At 66.6% G+C, this 19,463-nt stretch carries 20 protein-coding genes and 1 pseudogene; 11 read left to right on the forward strand and 10 right to left on the reverse strand.

The genetic code is table 11. The features are described 5' to 3' along the window. Positions 1 to 64: 64 nt before the first annotated feature. The 3 genes and pseudogenes from AC1RQK_RS02450 to AC1RQK_RS02460 form a co-directional block, all read left to right on the forward strand. Positions 65 to 586, forward strand: a pseudogene (locus tag AC1RQK_RS02450) (TolC family protein); the annotation flags it as partial. Positions 587 to 661: 75 nt separating this feature from the next. Continuing rightward, a complete protein-coding gene (locus AC1RQK_RS02455; protein WP_492370625.1) occupies positions 662 to 1,933 on the forward strand; it encodes an HlyD family secretion protein in 1,272 nt (423 codons plus the stop codon). A 110-nt stretch (positions 1,934 to 2,043) separates the two neighbouring features. Beyond that, on the forward strand, positions 2,044 to 3,609 hold the full coding sequence (locus AC1RQK_RS02460) for a DHA2 family efflux MFS transporter permease subunit (RefSeq protein ID WP_492807509.1): 1,566 nt from the start codon (positions 2,044 to 2,046) through the stop codon (positions 3,607 to 3,609). A 47-nt stretch (positions 3,610 to 3,656) separates the two neighbouring features. On the opposite strand, the gene AC1RQK_RS02465 is transcribed toward AC1RQK_RS02460, so the two are convergent. Genes AC1RQK_RS02465 through AC1RQK_RS02485 form a run of 5 tightly spaced genes read right to left on the reverse strand, consistent with a single transcriptional unit; the run spans position 3,657 to position 7,768 of the window. After that, positions 3,657 to 4,295, reverse strand: a complete 639-nt coding sequence (locus AC1RQK_RS02465; protein WP_492807510.1) for a hypothetical protein — start codon at positions 4,293 to 4,295, stop codon at positions 3,657 to 3,659. After that, positions 4,292 to 4,930 carry an SCO family protein gene (locus AC1RQK_RS02470; protein WP_492807511.1) on the reverse strand — a complete coding sequence of 213 codons (639 nt, stop codon included), beginning with the start codon at positions 4,928 to 4,930 and terminating at the stop codon, positions 4,292 to 4,294. The genes AC1RQK_RS02465 and AC1RQK_RS02470 overlap by 4 nt, the downstream gene beginning before the upstream one ends. A 1-nt stretch (position 4,931) precedes the next feature. Then, on the reverse strand, positions 4,932 to 5,540 hold the full coding sequence (locus AC1RQK_RS02475; RefSeq protein ID WP_492370629.1) for a c-type cytochrome: 609 nt from the start codon (positions 5,538 to 5,540) through the stop codon (positions 4,932 to 4,934). 20 nt (positions 5,541 to 5,560) lie between these two features. Next, on the reverse strand, positions 5,561 to 6,163 hold the full coding sequence (locus AC1RQK_RS02480; protein WP_492370630.1) for a cbb3-type cytochrome c oxidase subunit II: 603 nt from the start codon (positions 6,161 to 6,163) through the stop codon (positions 5,561 to 5,563). A gap of 3 nt (positions 6,164 to 6,166) precedes the next feature. Then, positions 6,167 to 7,768, reverse strand: coding sequence for a cbb3-type cytochrome c oxidase subunit I (locus AC1RQK_RS02485; protein ID WP_492807512.1), 1,602 nt, complete (start codon positions 7,766 to 7,768; stop codon positions 6,167 to 6,169). Between the two features lie 606 nt (positions 7,769 to 8,374). Here AC1RQK_RS02485 and AC1RQK_RS02490 point away from each other — a divergent pair. The 3 genes from AC1RQK_RS02490 to AC1RQK_RS02500 all read left to right on the forward strand — a co-directional run bounded on the left by AC1RQK_RS02490 (position 8,375) and on the right by AC1RQK_RS02500 (position 11,699). Then, positions 8,375 to 9,601: an NnrS family protein gene (locus AC1RQK_RS02490; RefSeq protein ID WP_492370631.1), complete on the forward strand. Its 1,227-nt coding sequence runs from the start codon at positions 8,375 to 8,377 to the stop codon at positions 9,599 to 9,601. 112 nt (positions 9,602 to 9,713) lie between these two features. Continuing rightward, positions 9,714 to 11,165, forward strand: a complete 1,452-nt coding sequence (pdxR, locus tag AC1RQK_RS02495; RefSeq protein WP_492370632.1) for a MocR-like pyridoxine biosynthesis transcription factor PdxR — start codon at positions 9,714 to 9,716, stop codon at positions 11,163 to 11,165. Positions 11,166 to 11,261: 96 nt separating this feature from the next. Next, positions 11,262 to 11,699, forward strand: coding sequence for a carboxymuconolactone decarboxylase family protein (locus AC1RQK_RS02500; RefSeq protein ID WP_492370633.1), 438 nt, complete (start codon positions 11,262 to 11,264; stop codon positions 11,697 to 11,699). Positions 11,700 to 11,760: 61 nt separating this feature from the next. Here AC1RQK_RS02500 and AC1RQK_RS02505 read toward each other — a convergent pair whose 3' ends face one another. Further along, on the reverse strand, positions 11,761 to 12,285 hold the full coding sequence (locus AC1RQK_RS02505) for an RrF2 family transcriptional regulator (protein WP_492370634.1): 525 nt from the start codon (positions 12,283 to 12,285) through the stop codon (positions 11,761 to 11,763). Positions 12,286 to 12,587: 302 nt separating this feature from the next. Between AC1RQK_RS02505 and AC1RQK_RS02510 the strand changes: the two genes are divergently transcribed. Then, positions 12,588 to 13,799, forward strand: a complete 1,212-nt coding sequence (locus AC1RQK_RS02510) for a globin domain-containing protein (protein WP_492370635.1) — start codon at positions 12,588 to 12,590, stop codon at positions 13,797 to 13,799. Positions 13,800 to 13,886: 87 nt separating this feature from the next. On the opposite strand, the gene AC1RQK_RS02515 is transcribed toward AC1RQK_RS02510, so the two are convergent. Together AC1RQK_RS02515 and AC1RQK_RS02520 are read right to left on the reverse strand one after the other, a co-directional pair. Beyond that, positions 13,887 to 15,311 carry a heavy metal sensor histidine kinase gene (locus AC1RQK_RS02515; RefSeq protein WP_492807516.1) on the reverse strand — a complete coding sequence of 475 codons (1,425 nt, stop codon included), beginning with the start codon at positions 15,309 to 15,311 and terminating at the stop codon, positions 13,887 to 13,889. Beyond that, positions 15,308 to 15,979: a heavy metal response regulator transcription factor gene (locus AC1RQK_RS02520; RefSeq protein WP_150985778.1), complete on the reverse strand. Its 672-nt coding sequence runs from the start codon at positions 15,977 to 15,979 to the stop codon at positions 15,308 to 15,310. Before AC1RQK_RS02520 ends, AC1RQK_RS02515 begins: the two co-directional genes overlap by 4 nt. 147 nt (positions 15,980 to 16,126) lie before the next feature. Here AC1RQK_RS02520 and AC1RQK_RS02525 point away from each other — a divergent pair, with 147 nt between their 5' ends. The 4 genes from AC1RQK_RS02525 (at position 16,127) to AC1RQK_RS02540 (ending at position 18,799) form a co-directional block, all read left to right on the forward strand. Next, positions 16,127 to 16,768, forward strand: a complete 642-nt coding sequence (locus AC1RQK_RS02525; RefSeq protein WP_492370636.1) for a hypothetical protein — start codon at positions 16,127 to 16,129, stop codon at positions 16,766 to 16,768. A 61-nt stretch (positions 16,769 to 16,829) separates the two neighbouring features. Further along, positions 16,830 to 17,477 (forward strand): cytochrome b/b6 domain-containing protein, encoded by a 648-nt coding sequence (locus AC1RQK_RS02530; protein WP_492370637.1) that lies wholly within the window; start codon positions 16,830 to 16,832, stop codon positions 17,475 to 17,477. A 23-nt stretch (positions 17,478 to 17,500) separates the two neighbouring features. Next, positions 17,501 to 18,253 carry a molybdopterin-dependent oxidoreductase gene (locus tag AC1RQK_RS02535; protein ID WP_492807851.1) on the forward strand — a complete coding sequence of 251 codons (753 nt, stop codon included), beginning with the start codon at positions 17,501 to 17,503 and terminating at the stop codon, positions 18,251 to 18,253. Between the two features lie 243 nt (positions 18,254 to 18,496). Next, a complete protein-coding gene (locus AC1RQK_RS02540; protein ID WP_492807519.1) occupies positions 18,497 to 18,799 on the forward strand; it encodes a hypothetical protein in 303 nt (100 codons plus the stop codon). Between the two features lie 11 nt (positions 18,800 to 18,810). Here the strand turns inward: AC1RQK_RS02540 and AC1RQK_RS02545 are convergent, their stop codons facing one another. Together AC1RQK_RS02545 and AC1RQK_RS02550 are read right to left on the reverse strand one after the other, a co-directional pair. Then, positions 18,811 to 19,068, reverse strand: coding sequence for a type II toxin-antitoxin system RelE/ParE family toxin (locus tag AC1RQK_RS02545; RefSeq protein WP_492807521.1), 258 nt, complete (start codon positions 19,066 to 19,068; stop codon positions 18,811 to 18,813). 5 nt (positions 19,069 to 19,073) lie between these two features. Next, positions 19,074 to 19,343 carry a CopG family ribbon-helix-helix protein gene (locus AC1RQK_RS02550; protein WP_492370640.1) on the reverse strand — a complete coding sequence of 90 codons (270 nt, stop codon included), beginning with the start codon at positions 19,341 to 19,343 and terminating at the stop codon, positions 19,074 to 19,076. Between the last annotated feature and the right edge of the window lie 120 nt (positions 19,344 to 19,463).

Consider the following 19,463-nt stretch of genomic DNA (forward strand, 5'->3'; position numbering starts at 1 on the left):
GCCTGGGTCTGGCTATCTCAGGCACGTTTGCTCGTACGCCGATTGTCCAATGCCTGAATTTGTCCTCACCCTCTTTGGCTTTGGCCGCTTTCTCACCGCCGCCAGCCGCACCGCCAGCGCCGGCCCGGCCATTCACCTGCCGATCTTCGATGCCGGCGCGCTGCGCGCGCAGTTGAAGGGCCGCTACGCGGAATTCGACCTGGCGGTGGCGAACTACAACCAGACGCTGATCGGCGCCCTGACCGACGTGGCGACGCAACTGGCCCAGATCCGCACGATCGATGCGCAACTGGTTGATGCACTGCGCGCCGAGCAGAACAGCCGCCGTGCGCGCGACCTGGCCCTTGCGCAATATCGCCAGGGCCTGACGACCCAGCTCACCGTGCTGAACGCGGAAACCAGCGCGCTGGCCCGCACCCAGGCGGTGGCCCAGCTGCGCATGACGCGCCGCGACCGCCAGATCGCGCTGGCGGCGTCTCTTGGCGGCGGCTACACGGATACGCCCGGCGTGGCGCCCACCGCGGCGGGCGCCACGCCGCCAGTCCTTCGCGCCGCCGCGCCGGGCGCTCCCGAACAGCCGCAATAGCCATAACAACCGCAATAACCGCAATAACCGCTCAACGCCGATAACGCCACCGATACAGCGACCGAGGTGATCAAAATGACCGAAGCTACCCAGACCGAAACCACCGCCGACAACAACAACAGCAGCAGCACCGCCCCCGCCAGCAAGATGGCCACCCGCAAGCGCCTGCTCGCCGCGCTGGGCCTGGCCTCCCTGATTGCTGCCGGCGGCTACGCTGGCTACTACTTCACCTACGCCGTGCATCACGAAGACACCGACGACGCCTACGTCAACGGCAACCTCGTGCAGCTCACGCCGCAGGTCAGCGGCACCGTGATCAGCGTCAACGCCGACGACACGCAAATCGTCCAGGCCGGCGAAGCCGTGGTCAACCTCGACCCGGCCGATGCGCAGGTCGCGCTGGGCAATGCCCAGGCTCAGCTCGCGCAAACGGTGCGCCAGGTCAGCGCCCTCTACGTCAACAACAACGTCTATCAAGCCGCGATCCAGCAGCGCCAGGCCGACCTGGCCAAGGCCCGCGACGACTTCCAGCGCCGCAGCCAGGTGACGGAAACCGGGGCCGTGTCCGCGGAAGACGTGGCCCACGCCCGCGACGCGGTCAAGACCGCCGAGGCCACGCTCGAAGCCGCCCGCCAGCAACTTGCCTCCAACCGCACCATGACCGACCAGACCACGGTCGCCGAGCACCCTGCCGTACAGGCCGCCGCCGCCAAGCTGCGCGACGCGCATCTCGCCCTGGCGCGCAACACGCTGCCGGCGCCGGTCACGGGCTATGTGGCGCGCCGCTCGGTGCAGGTCGGCCAGCGCGTAGCCCCGGGCGCGCCGATGATGGCCATCGTCCCGCTGGATGGCGTGTGGGTGGATGCCAACTTCAAGGAAGTACAGCTCCAGCACATGCGAATCGGCCAGCCGGTTGTGCTGCGCGCGGACGTGTACGGCAGCAGCGTGCGCTATCACGGCCGCGTGGTGGGCTTCTCCGCCGGCACCGGCAGCGCGTTCTCGGCGTTGCCGGCACAAAACGCCACCGGCAACTGGATCAAGGTCGTGCAACGCCTGCCCGCCCGCATCGAGCTCGACCCGGCGGAGCTGCGTGCGCACCCGCTGCAGATCGGCTTGTCGATGCAGGTCGACGTGGACACCAGGGACCGCAGCGGCGCGCAACTCGGCGCGGTCAAGAAAACCACCTACAGCACCAATGTCTACCGTGGCTATGGGGAGCAAGCCGATGCTGAAATCGCTCGCATCATCGCGCTGAACAGCACCTCGGGCGCATCCAGCCAGGGCGCACAGGCCACTGCGGTTGCCGCGAAGACGGCTGAAAAGCCGGCCAAAGGTGCTGTCCTGTAATGCCTTGCCAGGATTTTTCTTCGTTATTTATCTGATAACTCAGATTTTTAAATAGCAATCAAATCCGGCAAGAGCCGGCCGACACCAGCCAGAGACACGTCGAGTTCAACATGGAAAACGCCAACACAGCCGAACCGCTCCAGCCCCCGCCGCTTACCGGCGGCAAGCTGGTGCTCGCCACCTTCGCGGTAGCGCTCGCCACCTTCATGAACGTGCTCGACTCGTCGATCGCCAACGTGGCCATTCCCACCATCTCCGGCAACCTCGGTGTGTCGGTGGACGAAGGCACGTGGGTCATCACGCTGTTCGCCGCCGCCAACGCGGTATCGATCCCGCTCACAGGCTGGTTGACCCAGCGCATCGGGCAAATCCGCCTGTTCGTGGGCGCCATCCTGCTGTTCGTGCTGTCATCCTGGCTGTGCGGCATTGCGCCCAACCTGCCGATCCTGCTGGCCGCGCGCGTGCTGCAAGGCGCCGTGGCCGGCCCGCTGATTCCGCTCTCGCAGGCCATCCTGCTTGGCTCGTATCCCAAGCGACGCAGTTCCACCGCGCTGGCGCTGTGGGCCATGACGGCTACCGTGGGCCCGATTGCCGGCCCGGCGCTGGGCGGCTGGATGACCGACCGCTACTCCTGGTCTTGGATCTTCTACATCAACATTCCCGTCGGCCTGTTCGCCGCCGCCGTCACCTGGATCATCTACCGCTCGCGTGAAACACCGACGCGCGCGCTGCCGATCGACAAGGTTGGCCTGGCTTCGCTCATCACCTGGGTGGCAGCGCTGCAGATCATGCTCGACAAGGGCAAGGATCTCGACTGGTTCCATTCGTCGCTGATCGTGGGCCTGGGCGTCGTTGCGTTGATCAGCTTCATCTTCTTCGTGATCTGGGAGCTGACCGAGGAACATCCGATCGTCGATCTCAAGCTGTTTGCCGGGCGCAACTTCCTGGGCGGCACCGTGGCGATCTCGGTAGCCTACGGCGTGTTCTTCGCCAACCTGGTCCTGCTGCCGCAATGGATGCAGCAGTACCTTGGCTACCCGGCCGTGAATGCCGGCCTGGTGACCGCGCCGCTGGGCATCTTCGCCGTGATACTGGCGCCGGCGCTGGGCAAGATCATGCCGCGCTCCGATGCGCGGGTGCTGGCGACCATGGCCTTTGCCGGCTTCGCCGCAGTGTTCTTCATGCGCTCGGGCTACACCACCACCGTGGACACCTGGACGCTGGTGCTGCCCACGTTGTTGCAAGGCATCCCCACCGCGCTGTTCTTCGTGCCGCTGACCGCGATCATCCTGTCGGGGCTGTCGCCGGACAAGATTCCGGCCGCAGCGGGCCTGTCGAACTTTGCTCGCGTGTTCACCGGCGCGGTAGGGACGTCGCTGGCCAGCACGGCCTGGAACGACCGCAATGTCCTGCACCACTCGCAACTCGCGGAGCAGGCCAGCCAGCACAACCCGGCCTTTGTGCACGCGCTGGAAGCCTTGCAGGCGACGGCCGGCTTCAGCCATGACCAGGCGATGGCGTTCTTCGAACGCAGCCTCACCACGCAAGCCGCCATGCTTGGATTGAACGATATCTTCTGGATCTCGGGCGTGATCTTCATCGTGATCATTCCGCTGATCTGGTTCACCAAGCCGGCCAAGGGCGGCAATGCTGCCGCTGGTGCGGCAGCGCATTAAAGGCGCGCGGAAGCTTGCAGGAACGGGCGGCAAACCAACCTACTTGCCTACTTGCCGCCTTGCCCCGCCGTCCCGTGGGGCTGCTCTGCCCTCCTGGCGGCCCATAGCAGCAACCACATGCCCAGCAGGCCCGAATAGATCACCAGGCCCACGCCCGCGATGCGCTGGTCGGCCAGCAGGTAGCTGGCGCAAAGGCGCGTCTCGCTATCGATGAACAGCATCCCGACGGTCAGGCCCATCCATACGTAGTTGCCGCCGAAGAACAGCACCGGCGGCCACGCGCTCGCCTTGAAACCGAAATGCGCGGCGACGCCCGCTGCCACCACCAGCGCGTACTTGGCCACCAGGGTCGGAAATTCCAGCCGGCTGAGGTCCAGCGCGACGGGAAGCATCCATGCGCCGTAGGCCAGCAGGGCAAACGCCAGCAGGCTCAGCGCGTAGGGCCGCAACGCCGCCGTGATCCGCTCGCGCCGCGCGTCCGAGATCAGCCAGGGCAGCGCACAGCCCGCGCAGAACAGGCCCGGCAGCAGCACCAGCATCTGCAGCGTCATCGAGCCCTCCAGCAAGGCATGCGCACGCGGCACGCACAGCGCCACGGCTAGCGCCGCCAGCCCGCCGGCAAGACCGGCCCGGCGCGCCCGCCAATGGCGGAGCCACGGCTGCTGCACGGTGGCTTGCGGGCTCATGGCAGATGCCTGCGCGCGAAATCGTAGGCCTGCTGGTAATCGGCCAGCGTGTAGACGGCCAGCACCCGGCCATGGGCGTCAGTCACGTGCACGCCGCCGTTGTGCTCGAAGCCGCCGAGGCCGTCCGGGATAGCGATAACATCCGCGTCGCGCAGCAGCGCCTGCATGGCGGGCGCGGCGACGGGCGCGGCCACCTGCCAGCCAGGCAGTTGCGCATGGTGCTCCCTGGCATAAGCGGCAAGGCTGGCGGTGTCGTCGCCGGCGGGATCGAAAGACAGGGAAACCAGGCCAATGCGGCCGTCCATGCCATCGGCACGGATGCGGCCCTGCAATTGCTCGAACTCTGAGCCGAGCGCGCGGCACACGCTCAGGCAGCGCGTGTAGATGAAATCCACCAGGAAGAGCCGCGCGCCCTGGTCCCGCCCGGCGCCGAACAGCCGCGCGGGCTCGCCCGCTTGATTGCGCGTCTCGATGACCGGCAGCACCAGCGCGCCTTGCGCAATGCGCGTCTCGCGCCGGTCGTCCAGCGTCCAGGCGGTAAAGCCCAAGGTGAGATAGCGCAAACCCGCGACGGCCAGCACCAGCACCAGCAACAAGGCCAATGCCGGCCACGCCGGGCGAATGCGCGACAGCATGCTAGCCACCCGGCGCGCCAAGCGCGGCATCGCCGTCGAACGGTGCGGTCATGGCCGCGGTCTGCGCGCGCGCCGCCTTGACGATATCTTCCGTCATCGCCGGCGAGGTGTTGCCCCACTGGCTGCGCGCATGCGTGAGCACCGCCGCGATCTCGGCATCGCTCAACTGATCCGCGAATGCCGGCATGGCGCCGTTGTAAGTGGTGCCCTTGACCGTCAGCTTGCCGGTGATGCCGCGCAGCACGATGGAGGCAACCTTGGCGTCCTTGCCGTTGACCCATTCCGAGCCGGCCAGCGGCGGGAACACCCCCGGCAAGCCCTGCCCCGTGGCCTGGTGGCAAGCCACGCAGCGCGCCTGGAACACGGCGGCGCCATCCACGGCACCGCCAGCGGCCTTGCCGCTGCCCTGGAGATCGGCCAAGGTGCGGCGGTCGCCCAGTTCTGCCGGCGCGTTGATGGGCGCGGTGGCGATATACCAGCAGCCCCAGGCTACCAGGGCCACCACCAGCACCAGCACCACCTTGGGCATGGGTGCGCGGTTTTCATGCGGGTCCGCATTCTCGCGGGATCGGGCCGCGGCGGCCCGGCGCTTTTCCGATGGGCTGTCCATCTGTGTCTCCGGGGGGGGGGCTACGGCGCGGCCTTGGCCGCGGGCGGCGCGGGCAGGACGGCGCCGGTGCGGTTCAACGATTGCAGGTACGAAACCAGGTCGAGCGCGGTTGCCGTGGCCACCACGATCTTGCCCGGCGGATTGAAGGCCTCCGGCAGGTTGACCACCTTGTCGCCGGGGTCCGCCTTGTCCTTCACGTCGAACAGGAACGGATAGCTTGGCATGATGCTGCCGGGTACGTAGGCGCGCGGCTGGAACAGGTGGCCGAGGTGCCAGTCGGCACTCGGCTGGCGCACGCCGATGTTCATCAGGTCAGGCCCGGTGCGCATGGTGCCAAGCAAGTGCGGGTGGTCGTAGTAGTAATCGCCGGCCACCGACACCCGGCCCCAGCCACGCTTGGCGTCCGGCGCGAACGAGGCGTCGCGCGGCTGCTGCGAATGGCAATAGACGCAGCCGTTGGCGATATAGACCTCGCGCCCGCGCAGTTGCGCGGCGGAATACGGCTTGACGCCTTCGGTGGGCTTGACGTCCCGGAGTTGCAGATAGGGGATCACGACCAGCGCGCTCGTTGCCAGCGCGAGCATGGTCATGCCGCCGGCCAGCAGGGCTTTTTCATTGTTCACGATTCAGGCTCCCAGTGCCCGCTTGCGGCCTTGGTGGAACAAGGCGGGCCGGTCCCGGTTAGGTCCCAGGCCAAGGATGGCGCAGACAAAATTGGCGACGAAGAAGAGATGGCCAAGGAGCATCATGCCGCCACCGACCGAGCGCGCTTTCAGGTAAGGGATGGTGACGGCCACGGAGTCCATGAAGGGCTTGCTGGCATCGAGCATGGCATAGCCTTGCAGCGTGCCGCCGATGGACAGCCCGATGAAGTACACGCCGATGCCGGCCACCGCGAGCCAGAAGTGCGCGTAGATCAGCCAGCGGTACGGCCACTCGCGGCCGGTCACGCGCGGCACCATGAAGTAGATGGCGCCAAAGAACGCAAAGCTGACAAAGCCGTACAGTCCCAGATGCGCGTGCGCCACCGTGTAGTGCGTGAAATGGGTCACGCGGTTGACGGCCCGCAGCGCCTCGAACGAGCCTTGCGCCGAGCTCAGCGTGTACATCATGCCGCCGAAGGTGACGAAGCGCAGCGTGGGCGAATCGATCAGCCGGTGGAAATGTCCGCGCATGGTCTGGTGCTGGTTGATCGAGAACGCGATCACGGGCACCAGCATCATCATGCTCTGCACGATGGACAAGGTAATCAGCCAGCCCGGCACCGGCCCGCCGATCAGGTGATGGCCGCCGACCTGGCCATAGAAGAACGCCAGCGCCCAGAAGCCCAGCAAGGACAAGCCGTAGGAACCCACGGGCTGGCCGATGATCTTGGGCAGGAAGTAATAGATGGAAGCCAGCGCCAGCGGCGTGTAGAACAAGCCGAGCACGTTATGGCCGAACCACCAGTTCATGGTGGCCTGCTCCACGCCGAAATGCAGCCCGGGGATGTTCGCCACCAGGAACAGCACGGGGAACCAGAACAGCGCGCAGCCCATGTACCAGACTGAGACGTAGAGGTGATCCACTTTGCGGTTCACCAGCGTGAGCACCAGCGGCATGCCCACCAGCGCGCCGCCGGCCACGAGCAGGATGTCGACCTGCCACGGGATCTCCAGCCACTCCAGGCCGTCCGAGATCCCGGCCGCGATGCTCCCCAGCCCGGCAATGAGCCCGGCGTTCCACAAGGCCGCGCCGAGTACGGCGTACTTCGCGCCGGCCAGGCGCGTCTTGAGCAGGCGAGGCAGCAGGAACAGCGCGATGGACAAGCCGGCCATCGGTGCCCAGCCATAGGCCACGGCGTTCAGGTGGATGGTGCGGATGCGGCCGAACGACAGCCACGGCACCGTGGCCAGCAAGTCGGGCTCGTGCAACTTGACCGAGGCCGTCAGCCCCGCCAGCGACGCCACCACCAGCCACACCATGGCGCAGCAGATGAACAGGAAGACCACGGGCGCCGAGGATTCGTCCGCGATATCGCGCGAGGTGTCGTACGCGGCGTCGCCTGCGGCCCCGTGCGGCTTGTCCGCGGCAGGGTCTTCCGGCCGCCCCGCCTCCCCGCGGTCGAAGATCACGTTGGCCGCGGCTGGCGAGGTATCGAAGAAGCCCTTCTGCATGCTCCAGATAAAGGCCGCGAGCGCGACCACCGAGAGCAGGAAGGCGGATAGCAGGATGGCGATGGTGCTCATGGGACGTTTCGGTTGCTGCCGCATCAGGCGCGTGGCGACGATTGCCGGGCGCCGGGCCACCAGCTTGGCAAAGCGCTCGACCCTGTGGATGGTTTTGTTGCGGATGTGCCGGCGGCGGCCGGCGGCCAAGGCCTCCCCCCCGGGGCCTTCTTCAAGATGCTCATCAAAACTTAGCTCTTTTTTTGGCGGGCGGCGTCGCCTGGGCAAAAAACGGCCTTGCCCGGGTACGTCACAGGCCCCGTCCCGTGCAGAGTAGGTAGTGAATGGCTAAGCCGTCCATAGCCACTTTCCAGATTTTTCTGGTGACCACTAGCGGGCGGGCAGGCGCGGCACCGACCCCGCCTTTGTGCAGCCAGGGCCGCGGGCGGCTTAGCGGCAAATTGTCGCGTCGCCGCGCCGTGTATCACCCCGCTGACACACCCGTATTTTATGTTGCATTTGAAATGCTTGTTTTATAGAATCGTTCACAGGTTGCTGCGGCGCACGATATGCGAGTTCTGTTGGCAAGCACACAGACAAAGACCTGGAAGCACCAGCAAACACCGACAAACACCGACAAACACCAACGGCAATCCGCGTTTCATCCAACCCTTTGCGAGAGGCGTCATGCTGCCCCTGCCACAGACCCGGCCATCTGCCCGGCCACCTACGCGGCCACCAGCCGGCGCCGGATACCACGGCCACCCCGTGCTTGCGCTCGCGTTCCGGCCCTTCTATCTGCTGGCGGCGAGCTTCGCCGTGGTGGCCATCGGCGTGTGGGCAGCCATCTACCTGGGCTGGTGGCCGTGGTCTGGCGCACAGCCGGCCATCGGCGGCATGCTGTGGCATGCGCACGAGATGGTGTTTGGCTTTGCCGCCGCGGTTGTGGCCGGCTTCTTGTTTACCGCCGGCAAGAACTGGACGGGACAGCAGACGCCGCAGGGCTGGCTGCTGGGTAGTCTCGCCGCTGTGTGGGTCGCGGCGCGCGTGGCGATGTGGACCGGGCCCGCTCCTGCCGCGGCCGTGCTGGACCTCGCCTTCCTGCTGCTGTGCGCCGCCACCTTCCTGCGCGTGCTGGTGCGCGCCGGCAGCGCGCGCAACTACGGCCTTGCCGCAGCCTTGTTCCTGTTGTGGTCGCTGAACGTGGTGTTCCACCTGGCGATGGCGAGAGGCGCCGTGCACGTCGCGCTGCAAAGTGCCGATGCCGGCATCGGCCTGGTCGTCATCTTCATTACCGTGATCGGCGGGCGGGTGATCCCGATGTTCACCGCCAATACCGTGCCCGGCGTACGCATCCGGCGCTCGATGCCGGTGGAGCGCAGCGTGGTGGCGCTGACGCTGGCCGCGATGATCGCCTGCACACTGGCGCCGCGCGGCATGGCAACCGCAGCCATCGCGCTGCTAGCTGCGCTGGCGCAAGCGCTGCGGCTTGGCGGCTGGCGCTCGTGGCACACGGTGCGCAAGCCGCTGATCGCCATCCTTCACCTGGCGTATGCCTGCCTGCCGCTGGGCCTGGTGTTGCTGGCGGCATCCGCCCTGGGCTGGGCCGACCGCTCGACGGCGCTGCACGCCCTCACCGTGGGCGCGATCGGCTGCGCCATCCTGGGGATGATCACGCGCACCGCGCTGGGCCACACCGGCCGCAAGCTGGAAGCGGGTGCGATGGAGAACGCCGCCTACGCGTGCATCGGCCTGGCCGCTGTCGTCCGCGTGATCGGGCCGCTGCTGTTGCCGCAATACAAACCGTTCTGGATCGCCAGCGCGGCGGCGCTCTGGATGGCGGCCTTCGCGCTGTACCTGCTGAAATACGTGCCCTACCTGACCCGGCCCCGGGCCGACGGGCGGGAAGGTTAAGGCTTCCCGCGATGCTCGCCGAACAAGACCACGCTCCCCGCTCTTCCCACCTGCCCGCCTCAGCCTTTGGCGTTGTGCCGGGCCCGGGTAACCACCAACAAAAGATCAAGAGATGGATGTCCATTTGAGCATTCACGGCCGGCAGGGCCTTGCCGGCCAACTCTATCGACAGTTGCGGGCGGGCATCGTCGACGGCCGCCTGGCGCCGGGCGAAAGGCTGCCGTCGACCCGCGACCTTGCCACACAGCTTGGGGTATCGCGCAAGACCACGCTCGACGTGTTCGAGCGGTTGATTGCCGAGGGCTACCTGCGCTCCCGCGCCGGCGACGGCACCTTCGTCGCGCATGAGATGACGGGCCTGGCACCATCGCCATCATCGCTGTCCCCCAGCGCGGGCTCCGGCTCGATCTGGGAGGCGCTGCCCGACACCCTTCCCCATACGCCACCCGGCGCCGCGCCAGCGTTCGACTTCGTGGGCGGCGTCACCGACAAGGGCATGTTTCCCTTCGATAAGTGGCGCAGCTGCGTCAGCCACGCGCTACGCGTGCAGGCCCGCGGGCGCGGCAGCTACCGGGATCCCGCCGGCGAGCAGGAATTGCGGCTTGCGGTGTCGCGCTACCTGGCGTTCAGCCGCGCGGTGGTGAGCAACTGGCAGGAAGTCATCGTCACGCAGGGTGCGCAGCAGGCGATCGACCTGATGGCGCGGGTGGTCATCCGCCCCGGCGACGTGGTGGCGGTGGAGGATCCCGGCTATCCGCCCGCGCGCATTGCGTTTTCCGCGCTGGGCGCGCAGGTGGCTTATGTCCCCGTGGATGCGCAGGGGCTGGTAGTGGACGCCCTGCCGGACAACGCGCGCATTGTCTACGTCACGCCGTCCCACCAGTTTCCGCTGGGCATGGCGATGAGCCTGGAGCGGCGCGTGGCGCTGCTCGAGTGGGCGCAACGCCGTGGCGCGCTGGTGCTGGAGGACGACTACGACGGCGAGTACCGCTTCATGGGCCACCCGGTGGAGTCGCTCAAGAGCCTGGACAAGACAGGGGTGGTGGCGTACGTCGGCACCTTCTCCAAGACGATCTTCCCCGAGTTGCGCATCGGCTACGTGATCCCCCCGGCGCCGCTGGGCGCAGCCGTGCGCAGGGCCAAGCAGGTCAGTGACTGGCACAGCTGCACCATGACGCAGACGGCGCTGGCCAGGTTCATGCTCGACGGCCACTTCGCCAAGCACCTGCGGCGCATGCGCAAGGAGTACGCCGCACGCCGCGCCGCGTTGCTTGCGCACCTGCAGGGCCCGTTGAGCCCGTGGTTCATGCCCCACGCGCCGGCCGCGGGCATCCATATGGTGGCCCACCTGAAGATGCCGCAAGATGAAACCGCGCTGATCGCGCGCGCCGCCGCCGCATCGGTCGGCCTGTATGGCATTGCAGGCATGTACGGCGGGCAGGCGCCGGTGCCTGGCATCCTGTTGGGCTACGGTGGCATCAGCGTGGCGGACATCCACGCCGGCATGGAGAAGCTGGCCGGGGCGCTAGCGGCGGACGGCCCGCCACTGGTTACCTCAAATTAGAGAAAACTGGCTATTTTGCATAGCCAGTCGCCGTCCTATTCTTGTTCCTGTCGCGCCTCCACACCGATGGCGCAAAACGCAAAGCAGGAGCAAACCATGGAACAACGTCTCGACTTCTACAAAGCCAGCCCCGCCGCCATCAAGGCCGTGCTCGGCCTGGAAGAACGCGTCGGCAAGAGCGGCCTGGAAAAACCGCTGGTAGAACTGGTGCGCCTGCGTGCCTCGCAGATCAATGGCTGCGCCTATTGCATCGACCTGCACACCACCGATGCGCGCAAGGGCGGCGAGAATGACCGCCGCCTGGCCACCCTGTCGGTCTGGCGTGAAACGCCCTTCTTCACCGACCGCGAGCGCGCCGCCCTGGCCTGGACGGAAGCCGTCACGCTGGTCGCCCAGGATCATGTGCCCGACGCTGCATGGGAAGCGGTTCGCCCCCACTTCGGCGACGCCGAGCTGGTCGACCTGACCCTGCTGATTGCCACGATCAACAGCTGGAACCGCTTCGCCATCTCGTTTCGCAAGACGCCGGCCTGAACCCGGGCCGACCTCGCCCCGGCGCCGCTCCCGCCAGCCGGGAGACCGGCGCAACGCGGGCTTACTGCTCGCCAGCGTCCTCGGCTGCCGCCTGGGAGGCCTTGGCCTTGCGCGTCACGCTCTTGATCGGGATGCCGGTCAGGGTGGCGGCGCCACCGTCGCCAAACGCCCGCGTGAGCGCCGCAGGCTTCTCCACCAGATCCTGCAGGCTATACGCGTCCAGCACCTCGAAATAAGCCCGCAACGCCGCGGACAGCACGCCGCGCAAGCCGCATACGCGGGTGATGATGCAGTGGTTGTCATCGCCCTGGAAGCACTCCACCAGGTTGAAATCCGACTCCATGGTCCGGATCACTTCGCCCACATTGATCTGCGCAGCCGGCCGGCCCAGCTCGATGCCACCTGCGCGCCCGCGCACCGTATGCAGGAAGCCGGCCTGGCCGAGCTTTTGCACGATCTTGATCAGGTGGTTCTTGGGAATGCCGAACGCATCCGCGATGTGCTGGATGGTGACCAGTTCGCCCGGATGGACCGCCACATAGATCAGGGTCCGCAGACTGTAGTCGGTGTAGTCGGTCAGTCTCATGGAAAAATCCGGTTTGCGGCGATGATGTATGGGGTAGCCAGGATGGGGCCCCGGCAGGCATTGCAGCCTCAGTGTGACGGCTGCCGCAGTCTAACATGGACCAAAGATGCATCTTTGCGCGCTGCCGCAAATTTTATGTTGCATTGCAAATGCATGTTTAATAAAATCGATTTCAAGGCGTCGCCACCTGGCCGCGTCCAGGCTGAACCGGGACTGCACCCAGACCGTACGCCGCCACCGCACCACGTTGCGGAGTCTTTTTTCTTTTTTGTTGCATTTTCTGCACATCTTTGGAGGTTGCCGTGCTGTCCGAACAATCGAGACCCCTGATCGACGCGAGCGTGCCCGTGCTGCGCGAACATGGCCTGGCCATTACCCAGACGTTCTATCGCAACATGTTTGCCGATCGGCCCGAGCTGACCAACCTGTTCAACATGGGCAACCAGGCCAACGGTTCGCAGCAGCAGTCGCTGGCCTCCGCCGTGTTTGCCTACGCCGCCAACTATGGCGACAACAGCGCCCTGGCACCGGTGGTCAGCCGCATCGTCCACAAGCACGCCTCGGTCGGCATCAAGCCCAGCCACTACGCCATCGTCGCGCGCCACCTGCTCGGCGCCATCGGCGAAGTGCTCGGCGATGCCGCCACCCCGGCGCTGGTCGCCGCCTGGGACGAAGCCTACTGGCTGCTCGCCGCCGAACTGATCGCCGCGGAAACCCGCCTCTACGAGCGCGCGCAAACCGGCCCCGATCACCGCCAGCCCGTGCGCATCGTCGCGCGCGAAGCACAAAGCGCCGACATCACCGCCTTCACGCTCGAAGCCGTGGGCGGCACCACGCTGGCCGACTTCCTGCCCGGCCAGTACATCTCCGTGGTGGTGGAACTCACCCCCGGCGCCTTCCAGCAGCGCCAGTACAGTTTGTCCGACGCGCCCAACGGCAAGACCTGGCGCATCTCGGTCAAGCGCGACCGCGGCAATGGCGAGGACCTGCCCGCCGGCGCGGTCTCGAACTGGCTGCACGAAAACGCCCGCGAAGGCGACGTGCTGCTGGTCAGCCAGCCCTTCGGCGACTTCGCCCCGCGCATCGAGCCCAGCACCCCCATGGTGCTGCTTTCGGCCGGCGTCGGTGTCACGCCCATGATCAGCGCGCTGAACACCGTCGCGCAGCGCAATCCTTCACGCAAGGTCGTATTCGGCCACGCCGCGCGCATGGCCTCGCACGTGGCGCACCTGAAGGACGTCAAGCATGCCGCCCGCAAGCTGCCCAAGCTGCGCACGCACTTTTTCCTGGAATCCGAGGAGCCGGCGGAATTTCTGGCGCAACCCGCCCTGCCTGGCCGCATGGATATCGATGTGATTCTGGCCGACGAAGATCTTGCGGATGCGGACTTCTACCTGTGCGGGCCGCTGCCGTTCATGCAGGCACAGCGCGCGGCACTGCAGGCGCGTGGCGTGAGGGCGGAACGGGTGCACCGGGAGGTGTTTGGGCCGGATCTGCTGGATACGCTGCTGTAACGCTGCTGTAACGCTAGAAACGAGACGGCAATGAAGCGCGCGGGGATCCCGCGTGCACGGCTTGCAGGCGCCGGCCGCCACAAGCTCTCAGGAAGCCAACCCTTGCTGCCGCGGGAACCGCAGCGCAAACCGCACCAGCCCCGGCGCGGGGCAACTGGCCATCACGCCGCCGCCGTGCAGCACCATGATGGCCTTCACGATGGCCAGGCCGAGGCCGTTGGACTCGGTGACCCGGCTGCGCGCCGCATCGCCGCGATAGAAGCGGTCGAACAGGCGGTCGAGCTGGCCTTGCGGGATGGCCTCGCCCTGGTTTTCCACCGCAACGACGATGCCGTCAGGCTCTTCGGTACTGCTCAGCCGCACCACGCTGCCCGGCGCGCCGTAGCGCACGGCATTGACCACCAGGTTGTTGATGGCGCGGCGGCACAGCAGCGGATTGGCCCAGACCGTGCCGAGTGCCTCCACTTCGAATGTCATCGCCTTCTCGTCCGCCGGCCCTTCGAAATACTCGGCGATCTTGTTGAGCTCGTCAGGCAGCGACACCGGGGCGCGCTCGATAACCAGCCCGGCATGGTCGGCCTGCGCCAGGAACAGGATGTTCTCGGCGATATGGCCGAGCCGGTTCAGCTCCTCCAGGTTGGACTCGAGGACGTCCTGGTATTCCTCCGGCCGGCGCGACTGGCTCAGCGTGACCTGGGTCTGGCCGATCAGCGCGCCCACGGGCGTGCGGATCTCGTGGGCCAGGTCGGCGGAAAACTGGGACAGCCGCTCGTAGCCGTCGGCCAGCCGGTCCAGCATGGCGTTGAACGCGCCGACGAGGCCGCGCAGCTCGGCGGGGGCATTCCGCTCATCCAGGCGCACGGCGAGGCTGGCGGGGCTGATCTCGGCGGCCCGCGCGGCGATGCTGCCTACCGGCTTGAGCCCGCGCCGGATGGCGAAGAAGGCGAGCGCGGTCGCCGCCAGCATGCCGACCAGCGCGGCCAGCACCACGCGGTCGCGGTAGGCGGCGAGCATCCGCACTTCGTTGCTCATCGGATGCGCGGCGATCACCTCGACCACGCCGCCATCCTCGCTGGAGCGCGCCATCGCGGCCGCCCAGTGCACCGGCACGCCGTTGTCCAGCCGGGTGCGCAGGATGCTGGCCGCGCTCAGGCCGGCGCCGTCGCCCGGCGGGGATGCCTCAAGCTTTGCCGGCACCGGCAGGTTGTCCGGGTTGACGTGGATAAACGGCGGCTCGCCCGGCTTGCGGAAAATCAGCACGTCGCGCTCGGCGCCGAGCATGGATTCGAACAGCAAAGGCCGGTCCTTGAGCTCGCCGACGGTGTACACATCGCTGGCCAGCCGGCGGAAATGCGCCACGCGCCCGATCAGTTGCAGATCGGCGCGGGCCTCCATCGAGGTCTTGACGGACTGGTAGAAATACGCGCCCAGCGCGCCGATCACCACGCAGGCAATCGCGGCGAACGACAACGTCGTGCGCGCGGTCAGCGAGCGCGAGGACCAGGCTTTCACGCGCCCTCGCCGAAGGTATAGCCGATGCTGCGCACGGTATGGATAAGCTTCTTGTCGAAGGGCTGGTCGACCTTGGCGCGCAGCCGCTTGATGGCCACGTCAACGACGTTGGTGTCGCTGTCGAAGTTCATGTCCCACACCTCGGCGGCAATCAGCGTGCGCGACAGCGCCTCGCCCTGGCGCTTGACCAGCAGGTGCAGCAGCAGGAACTCCTTGTTGGTCAGCACGATCTCCACGCCCTGGCGCGTCACCTTGCGGCGCAGGACATCGAGCTTGAGGTCGGCGAATTCGAACAGCTCCGCCTCGCGCACCACGCCGCGGCGCAGCAGCGTGCGGATGCGCAGCACCAGCTCGATGAACGAAAACGGCTTGACGAGGTAATCGTCGGCGCCGAGCTCAAGCCCGTGGATGCGGTCGTTGACATGGTCGCGCGCGGTCAGAAAGATCACCGGCAGGTCGCGCCGCGCGCGCAGCGTGCGCATGATTTCCCAGCCGTCGATGCCCGGCAGCATCACGTCGAGCACGACGAGGTCGTAGGCGTGCTCCAGCGCCATGTGCAGACCGTCCGTACCGGTGCGCGCGAGATCCACGGCGTAGCCGCTTTCGCGCAAACCCTTCTTGAGGTAATCGCCGGTCTTGGGGTCGTCTTCGATGACGAGGATGCTCATGATGCGCAATGCCATTCAACGGTATGCCGCCATTCTAGCGGTGGCCGGAGCCCCGATTCATGACATTTTGGTCATCAAAAAGTCATCCGAGCGACCCGGCCATCACCCTAACCTACGTAGCACTTTCCACGCACCAGGAGTTCCAGGATGAAGATCGTTTCGCGTAATTTGACACGTACCTTGGTGGCCCCGGCGCTGCTCGCCGGCGCCATGTTTGCCGCAGCGCCCGCGGTGCTGGCGCAGCCCGCTCCCGCCGCCACGCCTACCGGCGTGCGCGGCACCGTGACCGCCTTCGCCGGCGACACGCTGAAGGTGCGCACGCGCTCGGGACAGGACCTGGAAGTGGGCCTGACCAAGGACACCGCGGTGCGCGCGGTGACGCTGGCCAAGGTCGATGAGATCAAGCCCGGCAGCTATATCGGCTCGGCCGCCGTGCCGCAGGCGGATGGCTCGCTCAAGGCGCTCGAGGTGCACGTGTTCCCGCCGAGCATGCGCGGCAGCGGCGAAGGCCATCGTGCGTGGGACCTCGGCAAGAACAGCAGCATGACCAACGGCACCGTGGGCAACGTAGTGGTCAGCAACGGCCGCACCATCACCGTGAAGTACCCCGACGGCGAAAAGCGCATCGTGATCCCCAACGACGTGCCCATCGTCAACCTGGAACCCGGCGACCGCTCCTTGCTGGTCCCCGGCGCGCATATCGTGCTGTTTGCCAGCAAAGGCGCCGACGGCGGGCTGACCGCGCGCTTTATCTCGGCCGGCAAGGAAGGCGTGGTGCCTCCGATGTAAGACCCGCCCGGGCCGGCGCCGTCCGGCCTGGATCCTTGCTGTCCCGCCAACGTTCCCCGTCATGCGCAAGCTCCCCTCCTCCTCACCCGCGCGGCGCGCCATCGTCCATCCGCTGGTCGTGCGCGCCACGCACTGGATCAACGCCTTCGCCATGGCCTGCATGGTGATGAGCGGCTGGGCGATCTACAACGCCTCGCCACTGTTTCCCTTCAAATTTCCGGCCTGGGCGACGGTAGGCGGCTGGCTGGGCGGCGCGATCGCATGGCATTTCGCGGCCATGTGGCTGCTGGCCGCCAATGGCCTGGTCTACCTGGCTTATGGCCTCGCCACGCGGCATTTCCGGCGCCACTTCCTGCCGCTGAGCGCGCGCGGCGTCCTGCGTGACGCGTCGCTTGCCATCCGGCTGCGCCTGCCGCATCGGCCCGGCGCCTACAACGCGGTGCAGCGGCTGATGTATGTGGCGGTGCTGCTGCTGGGCGTGCTGGTGGTGGCGTCCGGGCTGGCCATCTGGAAGCCCGTGCAGCTGGACTGGCTAGCGACGCTGTTTGGCGGGTTCGACACGGCGCGCCATGTGCATTTCCTTGCCATGGCGGGGATCGTGGGTTTCGTCGTGATTCACCTGGCGCTGGTCATCCTGGTGCCGGCCACCTTGTTGCCAATGCTGACCGGACGCGCCGGGCGCGCTGGCCATGGAGATGTCGAAGCATGAGCGCCCCCAACGATGACAAGCGGATGCCGGCCTCGGAGCCGGCAAGCGCGGCTGATTTCAAGCCCCAGCTCGTGCAACTCCAGCGGCGCCTGTTGCTGCGCTCCTCGCTGTCGCTGGGCGCCCTGTCCATGCTAGCGGGCTGCACCTTGCAGGATGGCGATGCCGTGGACAAGGTGCTGTGGTCAATGTCGCGCTGGAACGATCGCGTGCAAGCCTGGCTGTTCAACCGCAACCGGCTCGCCCCCACCTACGCGCGCAGCCAGATCACGCAGCCCTTCCCGTTCAACGCCTTCTATCCTGAGTACGACGTGCCGGAGGTCGACGGTGCCGGCTACCGCCTCGAAGTCTCCGGGCTGGTCGCCGACAAGCGCGCATGGAGCCTGGCGCAACTGCGCGCGCTGCCGCAGGCGGGGCAGATCACGCGGCATATCTGCATCGAAGGCTGGAGCGCGATCGGCGAATGGCGCGGCGTTGCGCTGCGCACCTTCCTGGAACGCATCGGCGCGGACACCACCGCCCGCTATATCGGCTTCAAATGCGCGGACCGCTATTACTCCAGCCTCGACATGGAAACCGCGCTGCACCCGCAGACCATGCTGGCGCTGGATTTCGGCAGCGAGCCGCTACCCGCCCGCTATGGCTACCCGCTCAAGCTACGGGTGCCGACCAAGCTCGGCTTCAAGAACCCCAAGCATATCGCCGCGCTCTTCGTGACCAACGAGAATCCGGGCGGGTACTGGGAAGACCAGGGGTATAACTGGTTTAGCGGGCTGTAGGACAAGAACGCACCGCTGCCTGCAAGTGACGACCCCTGGGTGATGCACGGTACGCCAGGCACCAAACACGTTGCCTGGTGTACGCATTGCCGCACCTGGCGAGCGCGCCAAGCATTCCCACCATCGCCGCACATGGGTAATATCAAGGTCATGCGTGCCGCCACCCTGGCCGTGGCGCAGTCTGATTAGCGCAAGCCCGCCTGATCTCCCGCCGCGGGCACCGGCATGCGAACGAGGGAGACCATGGCTTCAGTGGCTTCAGTGGCATCAGGCGGCAGCCCCTACCGGCAACTCTGGCACCTCACATCCGAAGGATGGGGCTACTGCGCGCTCGGCACCTTCAGCCACGATGGCCTGCCCCCGGAATGGCGCGCCGTGCTGCCCATGCTGCCGCTGCGCGACCGCTACTCCCCCGTGAAAGCCGCGCGCATGGTGCTGGTCACCATGCAGATCCGCGGCGCGGCGCCGGCATCGGCCAGGCAATCGGATCCGCAGCGGCCGTTGTATTACGTTTATCAGGCCTGGAGTACACGGCGGATGACTTGAGGCAAGTCGTCTTAGCGATCCTCTCGGGTATGCCACCCCCGCAGCACGTAGATTGTCGAATCCCGAATCTCATAGCGCATCTCATAATGCCCCGCAAGAATCCGCCGCACCTCGCGGGGCTCGAATTCATCAAGCTGCTCACCGATGCGTGGGTGAGCCAGGAGATTTGCAGGTGCCGCCGCGAGCGCCTGGACGGTTCGCGCAGCTGCCAGCTTATTCACGGGGGCCAAAAACTTGGCGAGCGCCTTGCTGGTCCACTTCAGGTCCATCAACATCAGCGCGAGACCGGCGGGGGCGTGTCCGTGCTAAGACCGTCGGCCCAAGCCTGAACGGCCTGATGATCGATAACGCGACCTGCATCCACGTCGGCCAAGGCCTCACGTGTCAGACGGCTGCGCTCTTCCTCCTGATCGATCCAGGCAGATAGGGCCTGCTTCATGATCCAGCCGCGCGAGCGCTCCAGGCGGGCCGCCAACTGATCGACCTTCTCGGCCAGTGGCAACGGCACATGCACGGTCAGCACCTTGGTTTCGGTCTGTGCCATATGTAGTCCTTTTCGATGCGGGTTGAATCACAGTGAATCATAGCGATTCATGATAGCGCGTCCAAACCGAAGGTCTTGTTTGGGCATTTTTCAGCACTTATCTGTGTCACCCGCTGAGCG

Source organism: Cupriavidus sp. GW822-FHT02D05, assembly GCF_058802485.1.